General features: G+C 60.8%; 14 protein-coding genes. 6 read left to right on the forward strand and 8 right to left on the reverse strand.

Annotated features, from left to right (window positions below):
* The first annotated feature begins 807 nt into the window (after window positions 1-807).
* Genes dbpB (ACMAUO_RS18985) through queC form a run of 6 tightly spaced genes read left to right on the forward strand, consistent with a single transcriptional unit; the run spans window position 808 to window position 6030 of the window.
* Window positions 808-1929 (forward strand): DGQHR domain-containing protein DpdB, encoded by a 1122-nt coding sequence (gene dbpB / locus ACMAUO_RS18985; RefSeq protein ID WP_420358465.1) that lies wholly within the window; start codon window positions 808-810, stop codon window positions 1927-1929.
* The gene (gene dpdA / locus ACMAUO_RS18990) at window positions 1926-3215 is read left to right on the forward strand and encodes a tRNA-guanine transglycosylase DpdA (RefSeq protein WP_420358466.1); all 1290 of its coding nucleotides are present in this window, start codon (window positions 1926-1928) and stop codon (window positions 3213-3215) included. Before dbpB (ACMAUO_RS18985) ends, dpdA begins: the two co-directional genes overlap by 4 nt.
* On the forward strand, window positions 3202-4305 hold the full coding sequence (dbpB, locus tag ACMAUO_RS18995; protein ID WP_420358467.1) for a DGQHR domain-containing protein DpdB: 1104 nt from the start codon (window positions 3202-3204) through the stop codon (window positions 4303-4305). Before dpdA ends, dbpB (ACMAUO_RS18995) begins: the two co-directional genes overlap by 14 nt.
* A complete protein-coding gene (gene queE, locus ACMAUO_RS19000; protein ID WP_420358468.1) occupies window positions 4305-4937 on the forward strand; it encodes a 7-carboxy-7-deazaguanine synthase in 633 nt (210 codons plus the stop codon). The genes dbpB (ACMAUO_RS18995) and queE overlap by 1 nt, the downstream gene beginning before the upstream one ends.
* A complete protein-coding gene (locus ACMAUO_RS19005) occupies window positions 4937-5314 on the forward strand; it encodes a 6-pyruvoyl trahydropterin synthase family protein (RefSeq protein WP_420358469.1) in 378 nt (125 codons plus the stop codon). Before queE ends, ACMAUO_RS19005 begins: the two co-directional genes overlap by 1 nt.
* Window positions 5311-6030, forward strand: a complete 720-nt coding sequence (gene queC, locus ACMAUO_RS19010; RefSeq protein WP_420358470.1) for a 7-cyano-7-deazaguanine synthase QueC — start codon at window positions 5311-5313, stop codon at window positions 6028-6030. The genes ACMAUO_RS19005 and queC overlap by 4 nt, the downstream gene beginning before the upstream one ends.
* Before the next feature lie 26 nt (window positions 6031-6056).
* Here queC and dpdD read toward each other — a convergent pair whose 3' ends face one another.
* From dpdD to dpdE, 8 genes are read right to left on the reverse strand one after another with little or no spacing between them, the layout of a single operon-like run.
* A complete protein-coding gene (gene dpdD, locus ACMAUO_RS19015) occupies window positions 6057-8327 on the reverse strand; it encodes a protein DpdD (RefSeq protein WP_420358471.1) in 2271 nt (756 codons plus the stop codon).
* The gene (gene dpdK, locus ACMAUO_RS19020; RefSeq protein ID WP_420358472.1) at window positions 8324-8863 is read right to left on the reverse strand and encodes a phospholipase D-like domain-containing protein DpdK; all 540 of its coding nucleotides are present in this window, start codon (window positions 8861-8863) and stop codon (window positions 8324-8326) included. Before dpdK ends, dpdD begins: the two co-directional genes overlap by 4 nt.
* Entirely contained in the window at window positions 8860-13413 is a 4554-nt protein-coding gene (gene dpdJ / locus ACMAUO_RS19025) for a protein DpdJ (protein WP_420358473.1), read from the reverse strand. The genes dpdK and dpdJ overlap by 4 nt, the downstream gene beginning before the upstream one ends.
* Window positions 13400-14134: a hypothetical protein gene (locus tag ACMAUO_RS19030; RefSeq protein WP_420358474.1), complete on the reverse strand. Its 735-nt coding sequence runs from the start codon at window positions 14132-14134 to the stop codon at window positions 13400-13402. The genes dpdJ and ACMAUO_RS19030 overlap by 14 nt, the downstream gene beginning before the upstream one ends.
* Window positions 14131-17244, reverse strand: coding sequence for a protein DpdH (gene dpdH / locus ACMAUO_RS19035; protein ID WP_420358475.1), 3114 nt, complete (start codon window positions 17242-17244; stop codon window positions 14131-14133). The genes ACMAUO_RS19030 and dpdH overlap by 4 nt, the downstream gene beginning before the upstream one ends.
* Complete coding sequence (dpdG, locus tag ACMAUO_RS19040) at window positions 17244-18146, reverse strand: protein DpdG (protein ID WP_420358476.1); 903 nt, start codon at window positions 18144-18146, stop codon at window positions 17244-17246. The genes dpdH and dpdG overlap by 1 nt, the downstream gene beginning before the upstream one ends.
* Window positions 18143-20728 carry a protein DpdF gene (dpdF, locus tag ACMAUO_RS19045; RefSeq protein WP_420358477.1) on the reverse strand — a complete coding sequence of 862 codons (2586 nt, stop codon included), beginning with the start codon at window positions 20726-20728 and terminating at the stop codon, window positions 18143-18145. The genes dpdG and dpdF overlap by 4 nt, the downstream gene beginning before the upstream one ends.
* Complete coding sequence (gene dpdE / locus ACMAUO_RS19050; RefSeq protein WP_420358478.1) at window positions 20728-23973, reverse strand: protein DpdE; 3246 nt, start codon at window positions 23971-23973, stop codon at window positions 20728-20730. The genes dpdF and dpdE overlap by 1 nt, the downstream gene beginning before the upstream one ends.
* Window positions 23974-24012: the final 39 nt, after the last annotated feature.

Below are 24012 nucleotides of genomic sequence, written 5' to 3' on the forward strand. Positions count from 1 at the left end.
GCATTGGGCAAGGTGTCTGGCGTCGGCGAACGAACATTATTCTCCGGCAGCGATCTATGGGGGAAGGGGCTTCCAGGAGGCTCGGAGTGCAGCCAGTATGCTCAATGCGCGCTTGCTCGTTGTGTCGGCAGGTCTCGGATTAATTGATGCGACATCGAAGGTTCCTCCCTATGCATGCACGATAGTCGCTGGGTCTACTGATAGCGTGGCATCGCGAGTAAAAGGAGCGTTCTCTCCGTCGCAGTGGTGGTCTGCGCTCAATAGGGTTTCGCCGTTTGGATTATCCCTCTGTGACGCCATCCAAGATGCGGGAGGACTCGTTCTTGCGGCTCTCTCGGGCGCATACTTGGACATGATTGCGGACGACCTGTTGGCATTGCCTAACGCCGTCCGTGATCGATTGAGATTGTTTACACGGGCTCCACTGGGTCGGATAAATCCGGGCCTTCGCTCGTTTGTAATGCCTTATGATGAGCGTCTGGACGGGCCCGACAGTCCAATTCCAGGAACAATTAGCGACTTCTCTAGTCGAGCTGTTCGTCATTTCGCGGAAAAAATTGTCATGCCGGACGATCCTCGATCGCCGGCGGAGCATGCGCGGGCGGTGCGGATCGCTTTTGGAGCGTGGCGAACGCCCGAACGTCCAGTGCGCTTGCGCCTCGAGGATCATGCAATATTGAAGATTATGCGGGCCTACTGGGACGACCCCGAGGGATTGTCTCTTTCCCGACTTCGGGGTGAATTCAATGTGGCTTGTGAGCAGAGTCGTTATGCTGGACTCACGCGCATCATTCGAGGCGAGAGAGCATGACTGCGCGCGAATATCTCAGAGTTCGGGCCGTGAAGGCGGAGCAGGGGGGCGGCACAGGGGTCTTCGCTTTCTTTCTCTATGGTGCCGATATCGATCGCATCGCGGACATTAGCCGGATCCGGCGAGAAGATCACGAACTGAAGGGATTTCAGCGTCGCGAGATCCGCGAGCATGTCAAGGAAATTGCCAGCTTTCTCGACAGCGGCCCCGTCCTGTTTCCGAATGCCATCATACTAGCCCTCTCCCCGGAGGTTGAATTTTCGTCTGCGCGGGGACGCACGCCAGGAAATATGTGTGAGGTTGGCGATGCTGGCACTCTTGGCATTCCACTGTATCCAGAGGGAAGCAGAGCGGCTTGGATCGTCGACGGGCAGCAGCGCTCGCTGGCCTTGGCTGCGGCAAAGAACAAGCAGATCGCGGTGCCAGTCATCGGCTTTGTCTCTGATGAAGTCGCTACCCAGCGGGAGCAATTTATCTTGGTCAACAAGTCGAAGAAGCTGCCGACAGGGCTTATCGACGAATTGCTTCCCGAGGTGTCTGTTCAACTGCCTAGAAATCTTGCGGCGCGGCAGTTGCCCAGCGAACTCTGTAATGCGCTTAATAGCGATCCAAAGTCGCCGTTTCATGGTCTCATCAAACGAGAGTCCAATCCAAAAAATGGCGCGGGGATCGTGAGCGACAACGCCCTGATCGAAACGATGAAGGCGAGTCTAAGAACAACTGCCGGCGCACTGGGGCAGTTCAAGCACAATGGTGACGGCAACGACACTGCCGCTATGTATGCCACATTGGTCACATTCTGGTCGGCGGTGCGCGATACCTTTCCTGATGCATGGGGCAAGCCGCCGAAGGACAGTCGTCTCATGCACTCCGTGGGCATCCGGGCAATGGGTGCCTTAATGGACACAATCATGTTTCGCGCCGATGGCGTTGCAGACAAGGCTTTGGCCGTGAGGAACATCCTCGGCCGACTCGCCCCGCAATGTTGCTGGACGGCGGGGCGCTGGGAAGGTCTAGGTCTTGCATGGAACGAACTGCAGTCCACACCACAGCATATCAACAAACTGAGTGAGCATCTCATCCGGATAGAGCGCGAACTGGCGCGGGTGCCAGCATGAAATTCATCTTTGCTGATAGCCTAGACTATGTCGACCCTATGTTCGACTTTATCGCCGACCGCAGTTCGGCGGAGCGTCAGCCTTATTGGGATGACGCCTATCCTCACGAGATACTGGGCTACGCGCCCTATGACGGCGTTCTCGTGTCTCGTGGTATCGTGGGTGACCACCGGGTGAAGGGTAAATATACCGCGAGTCAGGCACGACGTTTTCATTTGGTTGGCGTCCGTAAATTTCTGCGGCTCGACAAGCCGGAGTTTGCCCATCTCGATATTTTCGGAGATTGCGGCGCATTCACGTATGTTCAAGAAGAACGCCCGCCTTATTCGCCGGGTGAGATGGTCGAATTCTATGACGAGTGTGGCTTCACGCACGGCTGCTCGGTCGATCATATCATTTTCGATTTTGACCCTGCCGGAAAGTCGTTCGGGGGCGGCTCTGAAGATGCCAAGATCCGGTTCGATATAACCTTGGAGAATGCAGAGGCATTCTTTCGCGAGACGAGGGCGATCAAGGCCGGTTTTACTCCGCTCGGCGTGGTGCAGGGATGGTCTCCTGGCAGCATGGCAGAGGCGGCTAGGCGCTTGGTGGCGATGGGGTACGATTATCTTGCTCTCGGCGGCATGGTCCCGCTCAAGTCCCCGGAAATTAAGCTTTGCTTGGAGGCGATTCGAGCGGCAGTGCCTTCGGCAACTCGGCTTCACATCCTAGGCTTCGCCAAAGCGGACGATATCGACAGCTTTCATAGCTTTGATATCGCCAGCTTCGATACGACCTCCCCGCTGATCCGTGCGTTCAAGGACGCCAAACAAAACTACTATCTGCCGGGTGAGGGGCTAGGTCTGCGATATTTCACTTCGATCCGCGTCCCGCAAGCGATCGAAAACCCGAAGCTACAGCGGGGCGTAAAAAAAGGTATATTCCGCGCAGAAGAGCTTATCCGTTTGGAGGCTCTCGCACTCGACTCGTTGCGGGCCTTCGATCGAGGCGAAGAGGGGCTCGAAGATGTGCTTCATAATGTCCTCGTCTACAGTGCTCCTCTCGTTGAGGAGAAGCCATACGAGGATTGTAAGGATAGTGTCATGCTGGCGCGACTCGCCCAAAGGTACCGCGCCACACTTGCCGAACGGCCATGGAGGCAATGCTCCTGCAAGATTTGCCAAGAAGCAGCGATCGACGTGATCATTTTCCGGGGCAGCAATCGCAATAAGCGGCGGGGGATTCACAACCTCGCTGTCTATCAAGACCACATTGAACGATTGGATCTAAAGCGTGCCGTCGACTGACTCTATTTCTTTCCTCGCAGTTCAGGCGAAGCAAAGCAGCGAGCACACCGTGCTGACGTTCGCGGCACGGGCGGCGGACGTCCTGCGTTTTGCATCGATCGATCGCATCGGCCGCGATGCTCAGGGTGAGTTGAGCGGCTTCCAGCGGCCGCAGGTGGCGGCGCATATCCGCGAAATCCGTGACTATCTCGAGAAGCCCGACGCGGTGCTCCCGAACCCTATCGTGGTGGCTTTCACGGACCGCACGAGCGTCGATAATCTCAAGAATGGGGCGGTGCGCCTCACGATCGATATGAGCCATGGCGTGCCCGGACTCGTCGTTGACGGCCAACAGCGCCTCACTGCGCTGTCCGAAATCGATCGGGATTTCCAGGTCTTCGTTTCGGCTCTTATCTGCCGCAACGAGGCCGAACTTCGCCGACAGTTCGTGCTGATCAACAACACCAAGCCGCTGCCGAAGTCGCTCATTTACGAACTCCTGCCGTCGGTCGACGATCTGCCTCCGCGGTTGAGCCGCCGATCGGTGGCCGCCGATCTAACGGCCCGCCTGAATTTCGAGCGTACGGCTCTGCAGGGGTACATCAAGCAGCACACCCAGCCAGACGGGATCATTGCCGATACTGTCGTGCAGAAGATCATAATGGAATCGCTCACGAACGGGGTCATGCGAGAACTTATTGACACTCCCCGTGGTCGCGATCGGTGCGTTCGGCTTGTCTCGAATTTCTTCGAGGCCGTGAAGAAGGTGTTCCCCGAAGCGTGGCACGGGCAGAAGCCTGCAACTTCGCGTCTCGTCCACGGGGCGGGTATCCAGGCGATGGGCGATGTAATGGAAGTACTGGCCGCCCGCACCGACGCAAAGTCTGTGGAAGACTTCCGCGAAGGACTCGAGTGCTTGAGGGGACGAACGGCCTGGACGGGCGGCGCGTGGGAAATCGGTGGCGAGGTTCGCCGGTGGAACAGCTTGCAGAACGTCAATCGCGATGTAGCTCTATTAAAGCATTATCTCGTGTCGATCGTGAAAGCGGACCTGAGGCAACGCGCGCGCGGCGCTTCGGCGTCCCCCTTCGAACAAACGGAGGGTGTCTGATGCCCTACGCCGTGAAGGAAATATTCAAGACGCTCCAAGGGGAGGGGGCTCAGTCTGGCCGCGCGGCGGTCTTCTGTCGCTTCGCGGGGTGCAATCTTTGGTCGGGACGTGAGGAGGACAGGGCGAGTGCGGCCTGCACTTTTTGCGATACTGACTTTGTAGGAATGGACGGAACTGGCGGAGGCCGGTTCGCTGACGCAAGGGCTTTGGCGGATGCAATCGAGCGTGAATGGGCGGGTTCTGCCTACAAACGGTACGTCGTGCTCACCGGCGGAGAGCCCCTTTTACAGGTTGATGACGCTCTCATAGCTTCGCTCCACCAACGGGGCTTCGAAATTGGCATTGAAACGAACGGTACGCTGCCCGCGCCAGAGGGAATCGACTGGATTTGTGTTAGTCCCAAAGAGCGAACTGAACTTATTTTAAGGACAGGTCATGAACTGAAGCTTGTCTACCCTCAGGCGGAGGCGAGACCTGAGCACTTTGCCGATCTTGAGTTCGAGCATTTCTTTCTGCAGCCTATGGACTCGCCGATGGCACCGGCCAACCTTGTGGCCGCCATCGGCTTCTGCACCGATAACCCACAATGGCGCCTTTCCATTCAGTCTCACAAGATGATCGGAATTCGCTGATGTTCGAACTGAGCAAGCAGTTTCGCTTCGATGCGGCCCATACGCTCGACCGTGTGATCGAGACCGAGTCCAGCCGACGCATCCATGGCCACAGCTACCGGGCAGAGGTGTTTGTCAGGGGGCAACCCGACCCCACGACCGGCATGGTCGTGGACCTAGGTTTGCTTCAGCGGACAATGGAAGACGCACGCGACGCTCTTGATCATCGGTTCCTAGACGATATCACCGACCTTGGTCCGGCGACGATGGAGAATCTCAGCCGGTGGATCTGGAATCGACTGTCGCCGGTCATCGGAAACCTCCACAAGGTCACGGTCTACCGTGACAGTAGCGGAGAGGCGTGTTCCTACTGGGGCGGTGAGGTGGTGGCGGCATGAGCGCAGACGGCGGCGCACTTGTTCTGTTCTCCGGCGGGCAGGACAGCGCTACGTGTTTGGCTTGGGCCCTCGATCGTTTCGACACCGTCGAGACGATCGGCTTTGACTATGGTCAGCGTCATCGGGTCGAACTTGAGGTCCGAGAGCGGCTTCGTGCCGGGATGATGGAGCTACAGCCTGGCTGGCGGACCAAACTCCGGGACGACCATATGATTGATCTCGCCGTGCTTGGGCAGATCAGTGACACCGCGCTCACGAGCGGTGTTGAGATTGCAATGGTAGCGAGCGGTCTACCAAACACCTTCGTTCCTGGACGGAATCTGCTATTCCTCACCTTTGCGGCTTCGGTCGCTTACCGTCGGGGCATCAAGCACATCGTAACAGGCGTGTGTGAGACGGACTATTCCGGTTATCCGGATTGCCGCGATGATACTATCAAGGCGTTGCAAGTCGCGCTCAACCTGGGGATGGACCAACGGTTCGTTCTGCACACGCCGTTGATGTGGATCGACAAGGCAGAAACATGGGCGCTTGCTGACTCACTAGGTGGGTCAGCCCTAGTAAATCTTGTGCGAGTAGAATCGCACACATGTTATCTGGGCGATCGGGGAACAACGCATGAGTGGGGTTCCGGCTGCGGTAGTTGCCCCGCATGCGATCTACGCCGGGCAGGCTGGCAAGAGTTCTGTGCCCGAAAAAATAAGGGGCTGATTTAGGTAAGGGTCTGGTGGAACGGTTTAGGTCAGCCCAAATGATCGAGGACCGCGCGCAAGATGCTAGCTGTTCCCTTGCCAGGCGCCCAGATCAGTTCCCTGCCGGCCAATGCATCTTTCACGCAGTAAAAGGCTTGGTGGCTACTACTCTTCCACGCGAAGACGAACAAGTCGGCAGCCTTGGCTAGGCTTCTGAGTTGCGCGGTGGCCACTAAGTCGGAATTCACCACGACCTTGCAACCTGGAAACAGTTCTTGGAGGGCTGCTTTCGCCCGGCCGCCAGCGGCTTCTGCCAGCGTATAGATGCCGATCATCTTACCCTCGAGGTTCGGCACAGTCGCGTCTGCGCCACCGGTGTCTTGCTCGCGCTTTAAAGCGCTGATTGCGTCCGATCCAACGTCGTAATCCTTCGCTAGCGTTTCTATCGGCAATAGGTCTGTTGGCATCAACCGGTGGGCAAAGCTCGTGGCTTGGCCAAGAACCAGCAGAAATAGCCTGAGTCTGGCGTCGCGTGCCTGATACGAGGGGCAGGGAAGGATCGCGAGTGCCTCACTTATGTCGAGACTCCACGACAGATAAGCATAGGAGCCGATCCTCTTCTGCACGTCTTCAAGATCGCTCAGTAGCGAAACGTAATCGGACGACGACAGTCCCTGCTCGATTAGTAGGGTTGCTAATTGTGCGAGTAGATCAAGGTCCGCTCGCGACAGCGAATCGTCCATTGCGATTAATAGAAAAAGCAACGAAGCAATTGGCTTTGCTGCCTGTGAAATCTCCGCTTCGTCGGGAAAGAAGCTTGCGAAGATCTGCGGGACTGCAGCCCGAGCAACCGAACCGGCCGCACCGTTGAGGCCGCCGATGATGTCAGTAAACCGCTGGGCTAGTTGTATGTTGTCCCTTATCTTGTGCGCATCCCAATTTGTCGGCGCCGATTGCACTTCGTGCTCGGCGGCAGCGAGATTGTGACCCGTCTGCAATTGCTCTGCCCATAGCATCCATGAGTTGACAGCGGCCTTGACGGTGGTTTCATCTTGCGCTGATGCAGCATCGTCGGTTAGCGCCCGTCCCAAGCTTTCGATCTTCGCTGCGACAGCGGGAGCTAAAGTGTCGACGAGAACCGGATCTGTGCCTTCCAGCAATGTAAGCAGGCGATCCCGAACTTCGTTGGTTCCAATCGTGCCCACGCAGGCCACTAATCTGCTGATGGTCTTCCTGCTTGGCGGCAGCCGCATGTAGAATTCGAATGCACGGTCAATCTGCCCGTCATCGAAGGCTTCGTCGGCTTCGTCCAACGTCGTGGTAGACGCGGGCTTGGACTCTGTGACAAGAGACGGCTCGAAAAGGGACGTGTCTGTTCCCGTTGGCAATAATGCTAGGAGAGAGGCGATGATCGCTGGGTCAGCGGTCGCTTGAAGCTGCTCGAACAGCATAAACGCTTTGACCACCCGCGGTGTAAGAATGCCCCGACGCGACGCAAACAGCTTGGGATAAGGCGTCGCGACATGGAGCGAGAAGGCTTCACGCAGCGCGGTCGGATCACCGACTGTCTCTACATCGTCGATGTAGGTGCGGTAGAGCGCCTCGATGAGGTCAGCGAGAATCTGCGGCGGAAGCGCAAGATCCGCGAGCGTCTTGATTAGCCAGTGATTGCGCGCGACATGCGGCCATAGGCCGAGGCCGGCGCTCAGCCGCACCTCAAGATATTTGAGGTTCTCCTCGTTGAGGCGGCCGGTCCGCTTCAACTCGACGATCAAGGCTTCCGCCTGTGTTTCGTCGCCAGCCAGAAGCGCGCGCTCGAAGTCTCCACGGATTGCTCCAACTGGGCGGACCTGCGCGCGCCTCATCCTCGGCCTACGTCCGAGCAGCGCGGCAAAATCGCTTAGGCGTCCAGCGATCGTCCGCATGGCTGCCGTATCGGGGCCAGTGAAGCGATAGACCATTCCGCCAAAGCGGTTGCGGAGCACCGCCGCCATTGGATCGGCAGCATCGCTTGGCACGCGGTCGAAGCGGCTTAGCCATGTTGGCCCAAGCCACGCGTTGAGTTCGTCTCCAAGTTCGTATCCACCGGCGGGGCCTAGCATGGTGGCATACCAGCCCGTAACCTGTCCGCCACGCACAAACGGAAAAACCAGCGGCGCATTGGTTTGCTGGGCTGCGAGATAGGCGAGCCAGTGCCGAACCTGGTCCGCCTGTTCTGTTGGCGCCGTCCCGTCGACTAGCGATGTCCAGCTAAGCTCGTTCGGAGATGCAAAAAAGCGATCCAGCCACTCCTGCTCATGCGCTGGCAGATGCTCGATCATGCGTCCGTACCCACATAGGATTCAAAATTGATCCGCGCTTCGGCAAGTGTCTTCGGCGTGGTGTCGTATACGACCATCTCGTCGTTCAGTTCGAGGCCATTATAGGTGAGGTTCATCGAGCCGGTGAGCAGACCTCGTTTGAGCAGCACGCCCTTGATGTGCAGATGCTGACGCCGGACGACGCACAACTTGTTGGTGAGGCCCGTTTCGTCGGCTGCCGTGGCGAGCCTATCGAGGAGAGGATCGTTGTGTTCATCCAGACTTGTCACGATACCGAGCGCAGTACCGCGCGCTATCACATCGGTCAGGACCTCAACCAATCTGATTTCGCGGTTGCCCCATTCCGGATTAATCGAACCGAAACCGCCTGCACGATTGTCGAACAGCACGACGTTGCTGATCCAAGGACTGACGAGCCAGGCGCGCTCTCCGCCGGGCGCGATGAGTTCGCCGAGAAACATCATCTGCAGAAGCTCGCGGATGAGGTTCTGGCTGGTTACAGCGCTCTTGAAGATCCTGCGTGTCTCGAAGCTCATTGCAGCGCCTCCGCGACATCGAGATCGACATGGAAGGCGTTTTCTACCCGCCGCACCGCTTGTACGCGGGCATAGACTGAGAGATAGGCCGACTGCACCGGGTTAGTGGCGAGAAAGCTCAGCGCGTTCGCCAGCAGCGAGGAAGCCGCCATCGGACAGACCAATGTTGCCGCTCCGACGTCGGCGAGACGATCGAGGCAGAGATCCTGCCAACCCTCGGCCTCAAGATCAATGAGCGCGGCATCCTCCGTCAGATGGGCGCGCAACAGCAGCGGATCAGGCAGCGGCAGATCGGCGAACGGCGAATAAGGCCGGAGGCCCGATTGCCGAATATGCGCGCCGCGAGGCCAAAGCAGCCCACAGATCACGCCGAAGCGCCACTGGTCCGGATTGACTGTCGGCGGATCAAGGCCGGCGAGGGCAAGCGCGGCATCGATGTCATCGGAGCGGGCGAGTCGATAGGCGAGCACGCGGGCATCCAGTTCGATGCCGAGCCGCGCCTCCTCGGCGTCCCACGACCGCACCGCGTCGAGGAAGAAGGCGTCGCTGTCGCTGCTCGATCCGGGCCGGAGGATGCGGTTGGCGAGTGCAACGATGAACGCGTGAAAGGTGACGAAGCCTTCCTCCGCGAGCGTGTGACGCAACTCGGTGAAACGCACATGGCTCTCCTCCGCGCCCGATGCATGCCGGAATATGCGCGTCGCTGTGGGCAGCGGATCGTCGCTGTCGCCCTCGACGACTGCAGCGAGGAAGCGACCAAGCTGATAATCGCTGAGCGAGAAGTCATTGTCGCGCAGCGCCGCCGTCATCAGGCTGAAGAATCGCCGCGGATCCTCGACATACTGACGCTGCGCCTCTTCGATCTGCCCATTGCCGCCCGGCGCCATCTCGCTGATCCAGATCTCGCCAGCCGGCATGCCGGCGAGCACGTCATCCTCTTCGCGCGGACCCGCCGTCGTATCGAGAACGAGACTATCGCTGTCGATCTGCGGACACAGGCTGGAAATGGCGCTGAGTGCCGCCGCGCCGACGGTCGCAGCGTATCGCTCGCGCAGCCAAGGTTCCCAGCCTGCGTCGATCGGCGTCCAAAGGACCGCAGCGAGGTTAAACAGGCCGGCCACCACTTGCCGATCGGCGAGGAAGCTGGCCAGATCCTGGCGCAACTTGTCCTGCTGGTTGCCCTGGGCGTTGGCATCATCGACGATGGCCGACTGAAACAGGATGTTGAGCGTCTGGTCTAGGTTGAGTGCGGCGTTGCCGTCGGCTAGCCGTGCGGCCGCCTCCCGCAAGGAGATTCCATGTGCCATCGCTTCGTTGCTGAGGGCCGCGAGCATTAAATGCGCGAGCCACTCGCGTGCGAACGGATTGTCCACACGTTCAGCAAGCGGCCCGTGCAACGCTTGATGGTGGAAGCGTGCCGTGCGCATTGCCCGATAGCGCGGGTCCCATTCCGCTCCGAGGCTGGACCACAAGGCATCCGGAAATCGCAGGCGGATGCACATCGCATCAACCGCGAGACTGAAACCGAGAGCGACCGCTTCGCCGCCGACCTCGAAGTGGAACTTCTTGGCAAGCGATCCGCCGTCACGGAAGCGAATACCCGCGTCGCTTCCAAGCGCCATCCGGCGGACCTCGATCGGGCTCAGACCTTCGTGCGAATAGAACCGCACCTCCTCGATCAGGGGTGTCCAGGGGCTGCCACGCGGCGGGTCGAGCACCATGCCATGACCGCGCGCGACAATCTGACTGCGCCAGCGGATTCGGGCGTTGGACGTGTCGACCACGGTGCCCGGCGGTGGCTGAACCTCGAGCACGCGTGGCCGATAAACGGTCACCTGCTGCACCGTCCTGGCACCATGGATACGCCAGTCGCCGAGCCGATCCAGGCGGGTGAAGGGTTCGAGTGGCACGGCCTGTTCTGGATTCTGATCGAGGGCCGGACATACCCAGTGCCGCTCGAACGCATGGCTGATGCCGTATCGCCGGGAGACGCGGCCCGGAGCAAACTCGCGTATCGCATGCGCGATCGGCATCACGGCCCGATCGGGCGTCGCTTGGCCTGGTTGCGGCAAAATGATCTCAACCTCGGGCAGGTTGAGATCGCTGAACAAGTTGGCCGGTGCGAACTCGGGCAAGGGCGAGTTGAATACCTTATAATCATTACCCGGTTGGCCCCGCGCGCTCCAGTTGCTTTCAAGGCGCCGGAGCGCAGTGGGGAGTACTTGGGTCATCAGTGGCCGGGGGTGGTCCCATAGCAATGGCAGGACAGCGCTTTCATCAATCTTCAATGCCGAAGCAAGGTAGGACGTATAGCGGTCGAGTTCGGCCGGAATGGTAAGGATGCGGTGGATCAAGCCGGCTAACGCCGTCTGACGCGACCGTTCGTAGTTACTGTCTGCACTTCTTGACAGATCCACCCACACACTTCCCTGGCGTGAGGAGCCCAGTATCAGGCTTAGGTAGTCAAGCGTCGCATAGACTGCCTGTATGCGCATCACATAGCGGTTGCCGATCGGCAATGTGCGCAACGGTAACTCGGGATCGAACAGCAGATCGTATCCCTGATAGGCGAGACGATCCCGGCCATAGTCTGATAGCACTGCGACAGTCCACGGACGCATCCGGGGTGATCGCCCGGCGCGGCCTTTGCGCTGCAGGAATTGCGCGACGTCGCGGGGGGCCTTGTGCTGGATAACCGCGCCGACGCGGGGATCGTTGAACCCGACCTCGAGCGATGCTGTTGCGACGATGACGTCAAGATTGTTGCCGACACCCGGGTCCATCGACATCACCCGCCCGACTGACTTGCGGTCCTGTGGCTGGAGGCTATGGCCGATCTCGACAACGGCTTTCCAATCCTGGCCATGCAGTTTGCGATGCTGGACGGGCAGCGGTCGACGCAGCGATGCGAGTCCGCCATCTGGCTTGTTCGCTAGGTCAGGTACGCCACTGCTGCGCCGACCCTCTGCATCGAGCATCGCGAAGTACATGCGGTTCGTGACGTCGATATCGTCGGTGAATAGGAACACACGTTCGCCGATGATGCCCCGGCTCTTGCGTTCATCCGGCGCGTCGAGAAGCCGGGACAGCAGCATCCCCGTCTGGATCGTCGTCGACAGCAAGGCTGTACGCGATACGGGATCACCGCGCAGCGCGAGCAGATATTCAGCGCCCTCAGCGATCATATCACTGTTCGAGGGCGCGATCTCGACCGACGCCTGCTCGTATAAGCCCGTCAATTGCGCGAAGAATCGCCCGCCGTCCTTGAGCGTGGCCGACAGACCGACAAAGCTAACGTTGCGCCGCAGAAGTCGCCGCCAGCGGCGCAAGAGGAAAGCTACCTGCGCACCGGAACTGCCGGCATAGGTGTGGACCTCGTCCAGCATCATCATCTCCACTGGCCGCTGGGCACGTTCACCGATCCCGAACAGATGCCGGACGCGGTCGTCCCCCATGCGCTGGTTGAGCATCTCGGTAGTGGTGAACAAGATATCCGGCGCTTCACGCTGTAGCCGGTCGCGGGTGAGGATGATCTCGTCGCTCTCGATCATGGTGGAACATTCGAGACATTCAAGCCGCTCGTGCCCGGCGCGCCGGTCGGCATCGCGCCACGCCATGTCGCCGTCGCAGTCCGGCGTGGGACAGCGAAGATACTCGCAGATGAGACCGGCCGATGTTTGCCGCCAGCCGCTGCGCGCCTCGTGTGCCTTCTCGGCTGACTGGGGCGTCGGACCGAAGAAGGTGCCAATCAGGATCTTTCTGCGTCCGCGCCTCGCGAGCAGCGCATCGAGGCGACGCGTCTGGTCATAGACCTCGGCGAACTGATCCTTCAACAGTTCGTTGCGCGGATAAAGCGCGAGGACTTTGACCCACCGGTCGCCCATTGCGTCACGCTGGATATGCGACGCCACTCGTGAGAGCGCCGGGAGATAGAAGGCCAAGGTCTTGCCACTGCCGGTGCCGGCGCTGACCAGTGTCGCTGTCGATTGCGAGCCCTCGAAGCCTCCCAGAATTCGCGCAGCCGCAGCGACCTGAAAGCCTGCAAGTGCGAATCGCGAACCATAGCTTTCGACAAGTGCCGACAGCGCGGAGCGTGCGGTCTGATCCGGCGTTGCTGACGCAATGGTGGCCAGCGCCATTGCAGCGTCAATCTCGCGCCGCGGATAGCGGCGGCGGCGCCAAATGAAGCGGAAGTCGGCAACGAGGGTTGGCGCGGTCTGCCAACCAATCGGGCCGCGATGCTGCGGAAACAGTTGGCGCAGTCGGAACAGAAGCCGAACGCCTTCCGCCATCCGCGACCGGTAGTGCGAGCCCGCCTCCTCGCCAATATCGAACAACAAGGCACGATCGATCAGCGTAGCGATGACCTGACCGGCACCGGTAAAGGAGACCCTACCGTCCATTCTCGGATCGTCGAGCAGCGCATCGATAATGCCGTGCAACTCGCCCGCCGAGACATGGCCGTCGACCAGACCCCATGTCAGGAGCTTGGCCTCACGTTGCTCGATCTCATCCAGTGCGGCGAGAAGTAGGGCTTCATCGTCTTCCATCTGCACTCCGTGGCACGATACGGTAATTGTCGAAGGCATCGTTCTCGTTGAGCCATTTGAGAACCGCATCGGTCAGCAGATCGAGCTTCGCTCCCCCGATCTGGATGGCCTCGAGGAAGCGCTTCACATCAGTCGGAACGTCGAAGTCGAACGTCTTCGCCGTCTCGGTCAACTGTGCCGCCAGCGCCTTGACGCGTTCGATCGCTGCCCGGTCTCCAGGGAGCTTATCGAATTCGGCACGAAACGCCTGGTGGAGTTGCTCATAGGTCTTGAACGCGGCATTGTTCGCTGGCGTAAAGGCGATGCGGCCTTTTACTAGAGTTGGCGCCTCGCCGGTGAACACGGTTTGCCGATATCCCTTCCAGCCTCGCACGACCGAAGCGGAGACGTCGGCGGAAGCCGCCTTCATTTCCTTCAGTAGATTGGCCCAGCCGCTTCCCTTCTTGAGCGCGGCAGCCTTTCGCTCCCCGGTAAATCGCTCGAGGAGCGCCGCGGCGCGCTTACGCGCCGTCCCAAGTGTGGGCGGCTCGGGCGTTTCGATTCCGGACCCCATCAGCAGGGCGCGTTGATCGAGGGCGCGGCTGAGTTCGGCCGCCGGCGGCGCGAGGTCTGAGCGCAGGTCCTCGAGCCGCCCTGTTTCCTCAACATTCGCACCAAGCCGATCGAGCGCAACCAGCCGTTCGCGAAGCGCCCTGGCACGAACAGGAAGCGATGCGCTCATAGAGTTGCCTTCTCTGCCACGGGTGGCGTTGCGCTTACGCCCTCGAGCAGCCTGGTGATCTCCGCCGCAACAGCGTCGGGGTTCGATTGGCCCCGAACCGCCTCCTGCTGGGTGACTCGCGGCTCCGCCTGGGACACTATGGCATTGGCGGTGATCAGGAACGACATGGTGCGCTGGATTAATCCGAGGTCGAGCGATCCAAGCGCATTGAGCAACTTCGGGACTTGCTCACGATCCGCTTCGTCGACGATTGTCGCCGTCTTATCCACCAACTCGACGAAGCGGCTGGTCTGGAATTCCGTCAGGCGAATCTCGAACTCGCTGAGCTTGATCGCGACATTGGCGGGCCAGCAGTTTGTCTTCTGCAGCAAGGGGATGATCTCCCGCAGGTCGGCAACGAAAGAGCCCTTGTCGATGCGTTCGTCCACATAATCGGCGATCTCGTTGCGGAAGGCACGGAGCTTGGCGATGACCACCTGCAGCCTCCCCCAAATGCGTGCGTCGGTCATGGTCGGGATGAAGGGCCGCACCTCGTCGGGTAACCCTTCTGGAAGCCCTGACGGCGGGTCGCCGGTAAGCGCGTCGAGTAGCCGGGGGCTGTCGACCGCGAAGGGCTTGCTGCCGATCCCCTGGAAGCTGGCGCTGCGGTCGAGCAGCAGTCCCTGCAAGATCGTGCGCACGCTCCGGCCGTTGACCGACCCCGTCGCCTGGGCGCGCAACTGATCCCATCCTTCTTCGAATGCTTGCGTCTCGACCTGCGGCGGCGACCCGAAGAGCCCGCGCAAAAGCGGTTCGGCCCCGCCCAGACGAACCGGAGGCGACAGGCCGACAATGCGCGATTGGTTAAGTAGGGCGCGGCCGATCACTGCGGTCTGCGCATTTGCTTCCGCGACGAGTTTCGGGATCAACTGAGCGAGCAGACGATCGATGATGGCAGCACTCGCGACATAGTCGATATCTGCTTCAGAGTAATTCCAGCGATGACCGTTGAAGCTGAACCTCAGTGCGCCGAGAAAGCCTTCGCGAAGCGTCCCATCCTCGTCCTCGTGACTCTCGCAAACGATGAGGATGCGCCCGCCAACCGGATTGTTGCGGACTCCGGCGATCCAGAGTGAGCGGGCGTCAATGACTTGATCGGGAATACGCAGCACCGGCCAATTGATGGCGCCCTTCAGCATATCCCCTAAGGCGTTCCGAAGCGCGCGCGCATCGGCCTGAACAAGTTCTGTTCCACTGGCCCAAGCATCGAGTTTCTTCGACCACGCGGCGATCTTCGGGTCCTGTTCGGCCGCAACTGGTGGCTGCGGCGGCGCTGGAGGAGCGTTTCCGCCGCGCGTCGGCCCAGCAGGTCGGATTGGTGGTTTCTGTGCGGGTACGAACCCCACGTTGGCGAGTTCGGCCGGCGTCGGCAGCGAAAAAGTCGAGAAAATTGCTGGCGGCACATGGGCAAGCGCGGCCTGATCCGCCGCATTGCCGGCCCAGACGGCCAGCGCGGAAGCCATGCGCCGCTTGACGGGTTCGGGCTGACTTGCCTGTCGGATCAACCCCGCGAGATAGACATTCGGGCGCAGTCCGTGGAATTCAGGCGGCGGGAAATTCCCGCTGACGAACGTGCCCCGCATGAGCAGCGGGCGGCGGAGGATCTCGTTGATCACCCGGCGCGGGTTGAAGACCAGCCGGTTTGCCTCCGTCAGATGCCGCTGGACGAGTTGCTCGATCGCCAGGCGGTTGAACGGAAACAGTGCATGTCCGCGCATGGAGAAGCCGAAGGCGATCAGCGCTTCAGCTTCCTCGTCGCTTTGCTCTCCGTCCTGCCAGGCGGGCAACCAGCCAGTAAGCTCGTCGTCGGCACTGCGGCGGTCGAAGCGTTTGCGCAGACCGTCTTCACCCCAGCGGGCCGCATTCAGATAGGCGCCGACCATTTCGATCACGGCGGCCCCGATTTCATCGTCGCTCTGCTCGCGGTGGCCGACCACCCAGACGCGTTGCGCCCGGGTCAGGATCGTGTCGCGCGAGGCGAGATAGCCGTCGGTGAGCGCGAGCGCCGTGCGCATTGTGGCGCGCACCTTCTTACCGTCATGGGTACCTTCCTGCACGCAAACCTTGAGCAGCACATCCTGAATGCCCGAGAGTGCGGCGAAATCCTCGACCAGCAGGACCAAGTCCATACCGTCTTTGAGTAGGATTTCGCGGATCCCGAGGATGATGTCCTGCAGGGTAATGCCTCCGGTGCTCTGCTCGAGTTGGAAGACATTGCCGATGGCCGTGTCGACGATCGTGTTGAGAAGGTCGGCAGCGGCTTGCCGGCGACGCACGTCCAGGACGGCAAGCTGAGTCTGATAATAGGTCTTTACCGGCAGCGCCGCTTCGTTGAGATCGATCGCGTCGGGCAGAAGCAGATCCTCGGCGAAGAATTGCGATTGGGTCTCATTTCCTTCCGCACCGTCTTCCCGGCCTTGCAGTGCGCGCGCCAAGACCCGAGCGAGGATGGTTTCGTCGAAATAGTCTTTGAGCGCCGCGTCCCCGAACAGCTTCGGCAGCATCTGGGCATGACCGATCAGCGGCCGCAACTCCGCCGCCCGGTCTTTATGTTCGCGCGCCTCGAGTCGCAGCGCTTCAACTCGGCTCGCCAGCGTATTTTCGATCTGCGCGCGGAACAGCACCACGGCCTTGCGCTTATCGATCTCCGCGACCGCGCGTGCCAGTTCCGATCGCGACTTTTCGAAGCGCGAATCGCCTTCTAGCGGCTCAAGGATGAGTTCGACAACGCGTCGGAGACTTGCGCTCTTGGGTATACGGATGATGTGGAGACGCTCGCGTTTGGCCGAGCGCTGAAGTTGCGCGTCGAGCCAGCGAATGATGTGCGACTTGCCGACCCCCGAAGGGCCGGTGATCGGAAACAGCAGATATCCGCCCGGTACGTCGTCGGAAAGAAAAGCATCGAGCAGTTCCTGCTCGGATGCTGGGGCTTCGATGTTCGTACCGGCATTGCGCGTCGTGAGCAGAGCCGGTTGATGAATCGCCAGCAAAACCGACACATCGGCAGTTTCGGCCTCGTTCTTGATGCAGGCGTTGACCTCGTCAGTTTCCGGCCAATATCTCTCAAGCATCAGCGCGCTTTTCCTGCTTGCGTCAGGGCCACATGCGACACGTCCCGCCAGGTCCGTGCATTGGTGCCGGTGAGCGACACGACGCCTTCGGTATCGCTTTTGCTCAAAAGCGTGATGAACCCTTCCCGATCGAGGCGCTGGATCGCCCGCGACAATGACGAGGATATGAGGCCAGCACGCAGGCGGGGCCAGGCGCTCTCCTTCAATGCGGCCTCGACCTGGACACGATAGGCGCCCCCGTCGAAGACCGGCAACACCCCCGCCGCCCGTTCCACGAAGGCGGGGGCAGGCAATTCCCGGTTTGAGCCGAATATGTCGGGAAGCGTCTCGCGCAGCGCCTGCGTCGGATCGACGACCCACTGCACGCCGTCGCGGGCGAACCCCAGATACAGCATCCAGGTTTTGAGGCCGTTCCAGCGGGTATTGTTCTGGGCAATCTTCTGCGCGCTGCTGTCGATCAGTTGGTGCCCCTCCATTTCAGCCAGACGGTCAGAATTGACGTCGAGCGTGTAGACGTCCTGGGCGAGCATCCACGCCACGCCGCGCGACAGGTCCGCGCTCTTGGCGCCCTCGCTTTCCCAGAAACGCGCGTTGTTCGCAGGCGACAACGCGATGGTCCTCGCCACCTTCGGCAGGCGCGTTTCCGCTTCGTCGGCGTTCTTGCCAAGCGCGGAGCGGTAGGAGGCGGCGATGATAATGGACCCGTTTTCCTCGCCGAACAGGCCAAGTTCAGTCCAGCGGTTCAGCGTTCTCGTCAACTGGCTGGTGTCGAAGGCGCCGGCCGCTCCGCCGCAGGCAAGGATCAGATCATCGCGGCCCTTTGGACCAAAGCGGATGAGCACCCGAACCAGCACGATCAGCACGTTGAACAGCCCGTCACTGGCTTGATTGAGGATACTCACAGACGCGCTCCGAGCTTGAATTGATCGACCGCCAGCACGTTGGAGCCGGTGTCGGCAATGCGGCGCGCGAAGTTCCAGGGATCCGGCGTCGACGCCGACGCCATGATGACATGCAACGGCCGCCTCATGGTGAACAGATGTTTCGGCAACGTCGTGCCCGGCGGAGCAGTCCAAAGCGTGACCCGCGGAAGCTCATAGGACGACGGACGAATCGTTTCTTCCTCAAGTGTCTGCAGCAGCAGCACATGATCGTCGCTCTGCTTATGCAGGCCCGCCAGTGCCGGATTGCGTTGTCGAAACGCCGCAGAGGTCGCGATCTCGCGCACGCCGAACATGGCGACAAAATCACGTAGTAAGTCGATAAGCGCCATATCATCGACCGGTTCATCGACTGGCAGAATGATCGGTTGAGCCAGATCAAGCTGCGGGAAGCTACCGGCAAACAGGCTGAGGTCGAATGTGCCGACCTGTTCGATGCCATAGGCAGGAGGTGCCGGATAATCGATGTTGGCTGTTCCCGCACGACGGTCCGCCGAGCACCCCCCGCAGGCCCTCGATACGATTACGGAACGTCCTGGGGCGTTGCTCCGGTACAGATGGTCGAGCAACAGCGAAACCTCCTCCGAACCGTTCAGTAGCTTGTCGAGGAGTGCTCGATTCACGGTCGCTGCATCAAACGCGCGCTGCCGTTCCCGGTCGATCAGCGCTTCGAACCGTTCGCGGCTCAGATGCCCCAACTCCGACAGGCCGACGACAGTGCGCTGGAAATAGCCCGACCAATGCTCATCGCTGCGGATCTCGAACGCCGCTTCACTCTCCTCCTCTTGCTGCGCGATGCGGGCCGGTGGCTGCGATTCAAGGCCAAGCAGGCCGGCTCGCGCCATCATGATCAGCGTGCGCATGTTCCACGACTGGTTATAGTCTGACTGCTGCCGTAGCCGCGGAGGTACGACCGCCAAGTCCACTTCCAGCAACTGTCCGATTGTATCGAGTTGTTTGCTGCTGGCGTACATCGTCGACCATCGCTCGAAGGCAAGATCGTCGCTGATCAGGGAAGGCGAGGCGATCGAGTTCGCTATCTCCTGGTCTTCACGCGAATAGATTAGGAACGATGCCGAGGGACAGCCGTCACGGCCGCCGCGCCCTACTTCCTGATAGAAGCGATCGAGCGTTTCGGGCACGGCGGCATGGATGACGGTGCGCACGTCGCGCTTGTCGATGCCCACTCCGAAGGCCGAGGTGGCGACGATCCCATCGAGGCGGTTTTTGGACCATTGGTCGATGATGCGACGCCGATCTGCATCGGCGGTTTCGCCATGAAAGCAGTCGATCCGCGCATAGCCGTTGCCCCGCAGCAGTCTCACCCATCGCGTCGCGTCGTTGCGCTTGGTCGCGTAGAGGATGAATGGCCGCGGTGCGTGCCTCAGGAGTTCGAGGACTTTCCGATCCTTCGCGTTGGGATCATCCTCGCGGTGCACCCAATATTGCGGCTCTGGCCGAAGATGGACCGAGGCGACCACCTGGAGAGTGCGTGCCGGGCCGAACAGCGCATCGAGTGTTTCCATCGTATCGGGCGTAAGCGTCGCCGACATCAGGAGCGTCCTGAAGCGGCGGGCGGCGGCGCACGCGTCCAGCAACCCGCGCCGCACACCGGCGAGCATTTGAAAGGCAGGACGAAAACCGTCGCCCCACTGGCTGACCAGATGAGCCTCGTCGATGATGAGGTAAGAGAGCAGTCCAGCGCTGGCCGCATCGTAGAGTGAGGGCAGCAGCGCGCCTGTCACGGCCTCGGGCGAACAGTAGAGGATGCCTTGGCGACCCTCGCGAATCGCAGCCTTGATTCCGACGCGCTCCTCCGCGCCAAGGCCGGCGTGCCAGGCAAGCGCGGGCACCTCACGGCGGGGAAAGCGGCGCTTGAGCATCTGCCGCATTTGCCGCGCCTGATCGAGTGCCAGCGCAGTGGTCGGCACGACACACAGCGATAAACCGCCTTCGACCCCACGCGTAAGCACAGGGGCCTGGGCAACGAAGCTCTTGCCCGACCCGGTCGGCAATGCGACGACGAGCGTCTCTCCGGCCGGCAGCAAGAAGGCGCTTCGCACGGCTTCGCGTTGCCCGGGCGACACATAGCTGTCGAAGCCGCTCGCCTCACCGAGAAACGGATCGATCGGCCGCTGCCAGTCGAGCCGGACGTTCCGCTCCGCGAAGATATCCTCGAAGACCGGATTATCGCTCTCTTCCAGCCATTCCGGGCGCCAGGGCCGCGCTTCGATCAGGAAATATCCGTTCGCTTCGCTGTGTGCTCGAACGCCGAAATTTGCCCAATCACGCCGGCTCGGCCAACCGACACCCGACGAAATCCGCAACTGGGCCTGTTGGCCCGCCTGCAACGATTGTCGGCGCAGCACATGCCGAAAGAGCCCCATCGTGTCCTGCGGACAGTGCAGCCGCCCCGTCGCTTGCGACGCCAGAAGGACCTGGGTCAGCCGGTCGAAAATGCCATCTGTGGCCGGCGTCTCCGCCTCGAGCTTGGTGAGGTCGAGCAACGCGTCCTGCAGACCGCCGAAATCATGCACTGCCATCAGATGCTGCCTGAGATACGATCAGTCGCCGATCGGCTTGATGAAATGAAGACGGTGCCGATCGTATCGAGCCGGACGCGCGGCGCGTTGATCCCGGCGCGCAGCGCCGCGGCGAACTGCTCCTCGAAAGCGAGCTCGGCGCCTTCCACTTCGGTCGCACCGGAGCGGGCCCTCGCGCGCAATTGCCCAAGGCGCCCATGATCGATCTGGGCCGCGCGCTGCTCTGCCCGACCAAGGCTCGCGATCAGTTCGGAATCGGCACGAAGCACGTTCTCTGCCGTCGCTCGGGCCTTGCCGCAAAGCTCTCCCCAATAGGCAAGTTCCGGGAACTGCAATTGCAGCAGACGCGGCCATCGCCTGGCGTTGAGGTTGAGATCGACGGCCCCGCTACGATCCGGTTCGATGCTGTAAGGTCGGCCCAAGCGCGCCACCAGTTCCTTGTCGCGCACAGGCGCCAACTCGCGGTCGAGCCAAATTGTGCGATAGAAAGGCGCAAGCGCCATGTCGCCGCGCCGACGGACGGCCGCTCGGGCCGCACTCGTGTTGCGCTTGTGGGTGGAGAGCACGCCGACCGCCGCAGCGGTATCGGCCTCCAAAACGAAATCGAAGCGAAAGTAGAATTCGGCGAGCGGGTCGCCGACATGGTCCGGCGCGAAACGCCACATTGCGAACGAGCGGCCCCGGTCGTCGGCTTCCGTGAGCGCGGTCAGACCGCTGATCAAGGCATCGCCGTAACGGAGGAGGCCTACGCCGGCCGCGCGCGCCGCCCGATTGAGCGCGGTCCGCCTGCGGTAGGTATAGGGAATGGTCCGGATCGTCCGCGCGAGCCTCAGCCCGAGTTGCAGATCGAGCGCTTCCGCACACTGCGCCATGAAGGCGGGCAGCGGAATGAGCGTATGCCGGTTCGACGTCGAATAGATGTAGCGGAAGGGGGCCGCCGCGCCTGCGGTCGCAACCAGCCGCGCCTCTTCGGCGCGACCGAACTGCAGCGTCTGCTCGAGCCAGATCGCCGTGTCGCTGGCGAGCGACTGCCAATCTTCGTCCACCTCCGAAAGCTCGTCGACCAGATCGGTCGAAGGAGTCCCGAGCGCATCAAGTGCATCCTGTTGGTCGATCGATTTGATCTCGCGCTCAATGAGACCTTGCTCGCCGGCGCTGGTCGCCGTCAGATCGATGAGGGCTTCCGCACCATCGGTGAAGAGCGCCCTCGCGATGTCGCGTACCGTCTGCTCAATCAGATATTGAAGGCTCGCAACCGACCGGTCAAAAACCTTGAGGGCCGTGTTGAGGTAGTCGACCCAGGCCAATTCCAACGGATCGTCCTCGCACGCTAGTACGAGCGAGCGCACCGCTTCGCCCGATCCGTAGCGATCCGCCCGGCCGAGCCGCTGCTCGATCCGGTTCGGGTTGAGCGGCACGTCATAATGGACAACCACCTTCTTTCCGCCCTGCAGGTTGAGGCCTTCCTCGGCGCGGCGGTCGCACACCAGCACGGGATGATCGGCGGCTCCGGCGAACTTTGTCCACGCATCGTCCTCGGGATCGTGCCGATCGAGCGTAATCCCAAGCTCATCCTGGATACGCTTCGCGAGCGCATCGGCGGTCTTCGCATCGGAGCAAAAGATCACGCACTGCGCTTGGTTGCGTATGAGTGGCGCGATCGCGTCGAGCAGTGCGTCCGCGCGGTCGTCGAATAGGCCGGCCCGGCCGAGGCAGCGGTTGATCGCCGCAAAGCGTTCGGGATCGCCGATCATCGCCGTCTGGCGAGCAAGAAACCCGATCATCCCCGGACCGGAGTTCGGATATTGCGAAGCACGGTCGAGCACCTGCCAGAATGCCCGTACGCGGTCGCTCCAAAGCTTCTCTGAACCTGCCGCGTCGAGCTTGTTCGCCTCATCGAACCGCCAGTCATCGATGGCCGCGGTCAGAACAGCGCGGTCGCTACTGCGATATCGGACGATCTCGGCGCCGGATCGGTCCGGCGTCAGCCCGCCGATGCTCCGCCGGCGGTGGCGCAGGATGCGACGGTGCAGCCGGTAGACTTCGCTTAGATGGGTGCGTAATCGTCCGATCGCTTCGACAAGAGCAGGATCGTCCTGCTCGGGCATCGTCTCGATGACATTGCGCAGTTGTTCTGCGTGTTCCTGCAGTAATTCGTCATCGGGAAAGAGGGTTGCCAACTGGTCGATCGTATAGTCGAGGTACAATGCATTTTCCGGCGTCAGACCGGCAACGATCTCCGCCAGCGCCTGACGGCTTTCGATCTTGCGACGGAACGCGCCCTCACTGCTAAGCGGATAGGTGGCAGGGTCGAGCAGGTGCAGCATCTCGAGAAAGCCGCGCTCGTTATGCAGTGCTGGCGTTGCGGACAAAAGCAGGACCCGATCGATCGCCGGGGCGGCGGCGGCGATGTCGGCATAGATTCCAGTGATGCCACCCGTTAATCGTTTGGTTAGATGGTGGGCTTCGTCGATGACCAGCATCGTCGCTTTGGGCAGGAGCGAGCGTATGCTGTCGTCATGATCAAGGGCGACTACGTGGATGCTTTGATCGAGGCATCGCCCGAGAAAGAACCGGCTTTCAAGCTCGTTTCGCCACTGGCCGACCAGCGCAGGAGGCACGATCACGAGAATGTTGCATTCCTGCCGTGTGTCCAGGACGCACTGCCGGATGAGCATGCCTGCCTCGATTGTCTTGCCGAGTCCCACTTCATCGGCGAGAAGATAACGCTGCACCGGATCCTGAAGGATACGCCGCACCACCTCGATCTGGTGCGCCTCGAGTTCGACTGCCGACGCCAGGAGTGCCGACATTCCTATTGATGCCGCACGCTGGCGGGTCTGCGAACGGACAAAGGCGCTCCGGCCATCGGAAAAGCGCGGACTCTCATTTATCTGGTTGGCGAGATATGGTGTAGGGTCCTCGATCGGGTTCGCCCAGCGGACGAACACCACGCTGACCTCCAAATACTTTGTCTTGTGATTGGGAAACTGAATTAACTGGCGGTCGCCATGATCGTCGAGAAGTCTGCCAATCTCCCAAGCGCCTGCTGCCTCGTCGAAATGATAAACGCGGGTCTGCTGGGCGAGGAATACGCGCTCAACTAGATTACTATTGAGCTTGCAGGTAACTGGTTCAGAAGTGGGCATGTCAAAGTATTCAACAGTGCAGTAATCTCCTGAATAGTCGATCTGCTTTCCTATACCCCACGTTGCCGGCTCGCCTGCGAGTGCCCTGACGAACACCTTTCCCCCCAAACCAATAAGCCCGACCGTAACAAAATG

Source organism: Gluconacetobacter brunescens (genome assembly GCF_048695475.1).
Classification (GTDB): Bacteria; Pseudomonadota; Alphaproteobacteria; order Acetobacterales; family Acetobacteraceae; genus Gluconacetobacter.

Coding starts and splice junctions, on each gene's coding strand:
- dbpB (WP_420358465.1), top strand. CDS start 808: ATGACTGCGCGCGAATATCTCAGAGTTCGGGCCGTGAAGGCGGAGCAG.
- dpdA (WP_420358466.1), top strand. CDS start 1,926: ATGAAATTCATCTTTGCTGATAGCCTAGACTATGTCGACCCTATGTTC.
- queE (WP_420358468.1), top strand. CDS start 4,305: ATGCCCTACGCCGTGAAGGAAATATTCAAGACGCTCCAAGGGGAGGGG.
- ACMAUO_RS19005 (WP_420358469.1), top strand. CDS start 4,937: ATGTTCGAACTGAGCAAGCAGTTTCGCTTCGATGCGGCCCATACGCTC.
- queC (WP_420358470.1), top strand. CDS start 5,311: ATGAGCGCAGACGGCGGCGCACTTGTTCTGTTCTCCGGCGGGCAGGAC.
- dpdD (WP_420358471.1), bottom strand. CDS start 8,327: ATGATCGAGCATCTGCCAGCGCATGAGCAGGAGTGGCTGGATCGCTTT.
- dpdK (WP_420358472.1), bottom strand. CDS start 8,863: ATGAGCTTCGAGACACGCAGGATCTTCAAGAGCGCTGTAACCAGCCAG.
- dpdJ (WP_420358473.1), bottom strand. CDS start 13,413: ATGGAAGACGATGAAGCCCTACTTCTCGCCGCACTGGATGAGATCGAG.
- ACMAUO_RS19030 (WP_420358474.1), bottom strand. CDS start 14,134: ATGAGCGCATCGCTTCCTGTTCGTGCCAGGGCGCTTCGCGAACGGCTG.
- dpdH (WP_420358475.1), bottom strand. CDS start 17,244: ATGCTTGAGAGATATTGGCCGGAAACTGACGAGGTCAACGCCTGCATC.
- dpdF (WP_420358477.1), bottom strand. CDS start 20,728: ATGGCAGTGCATGATTTCGGCGGTCTGCAGGACGCGTTGCTCGACCTC.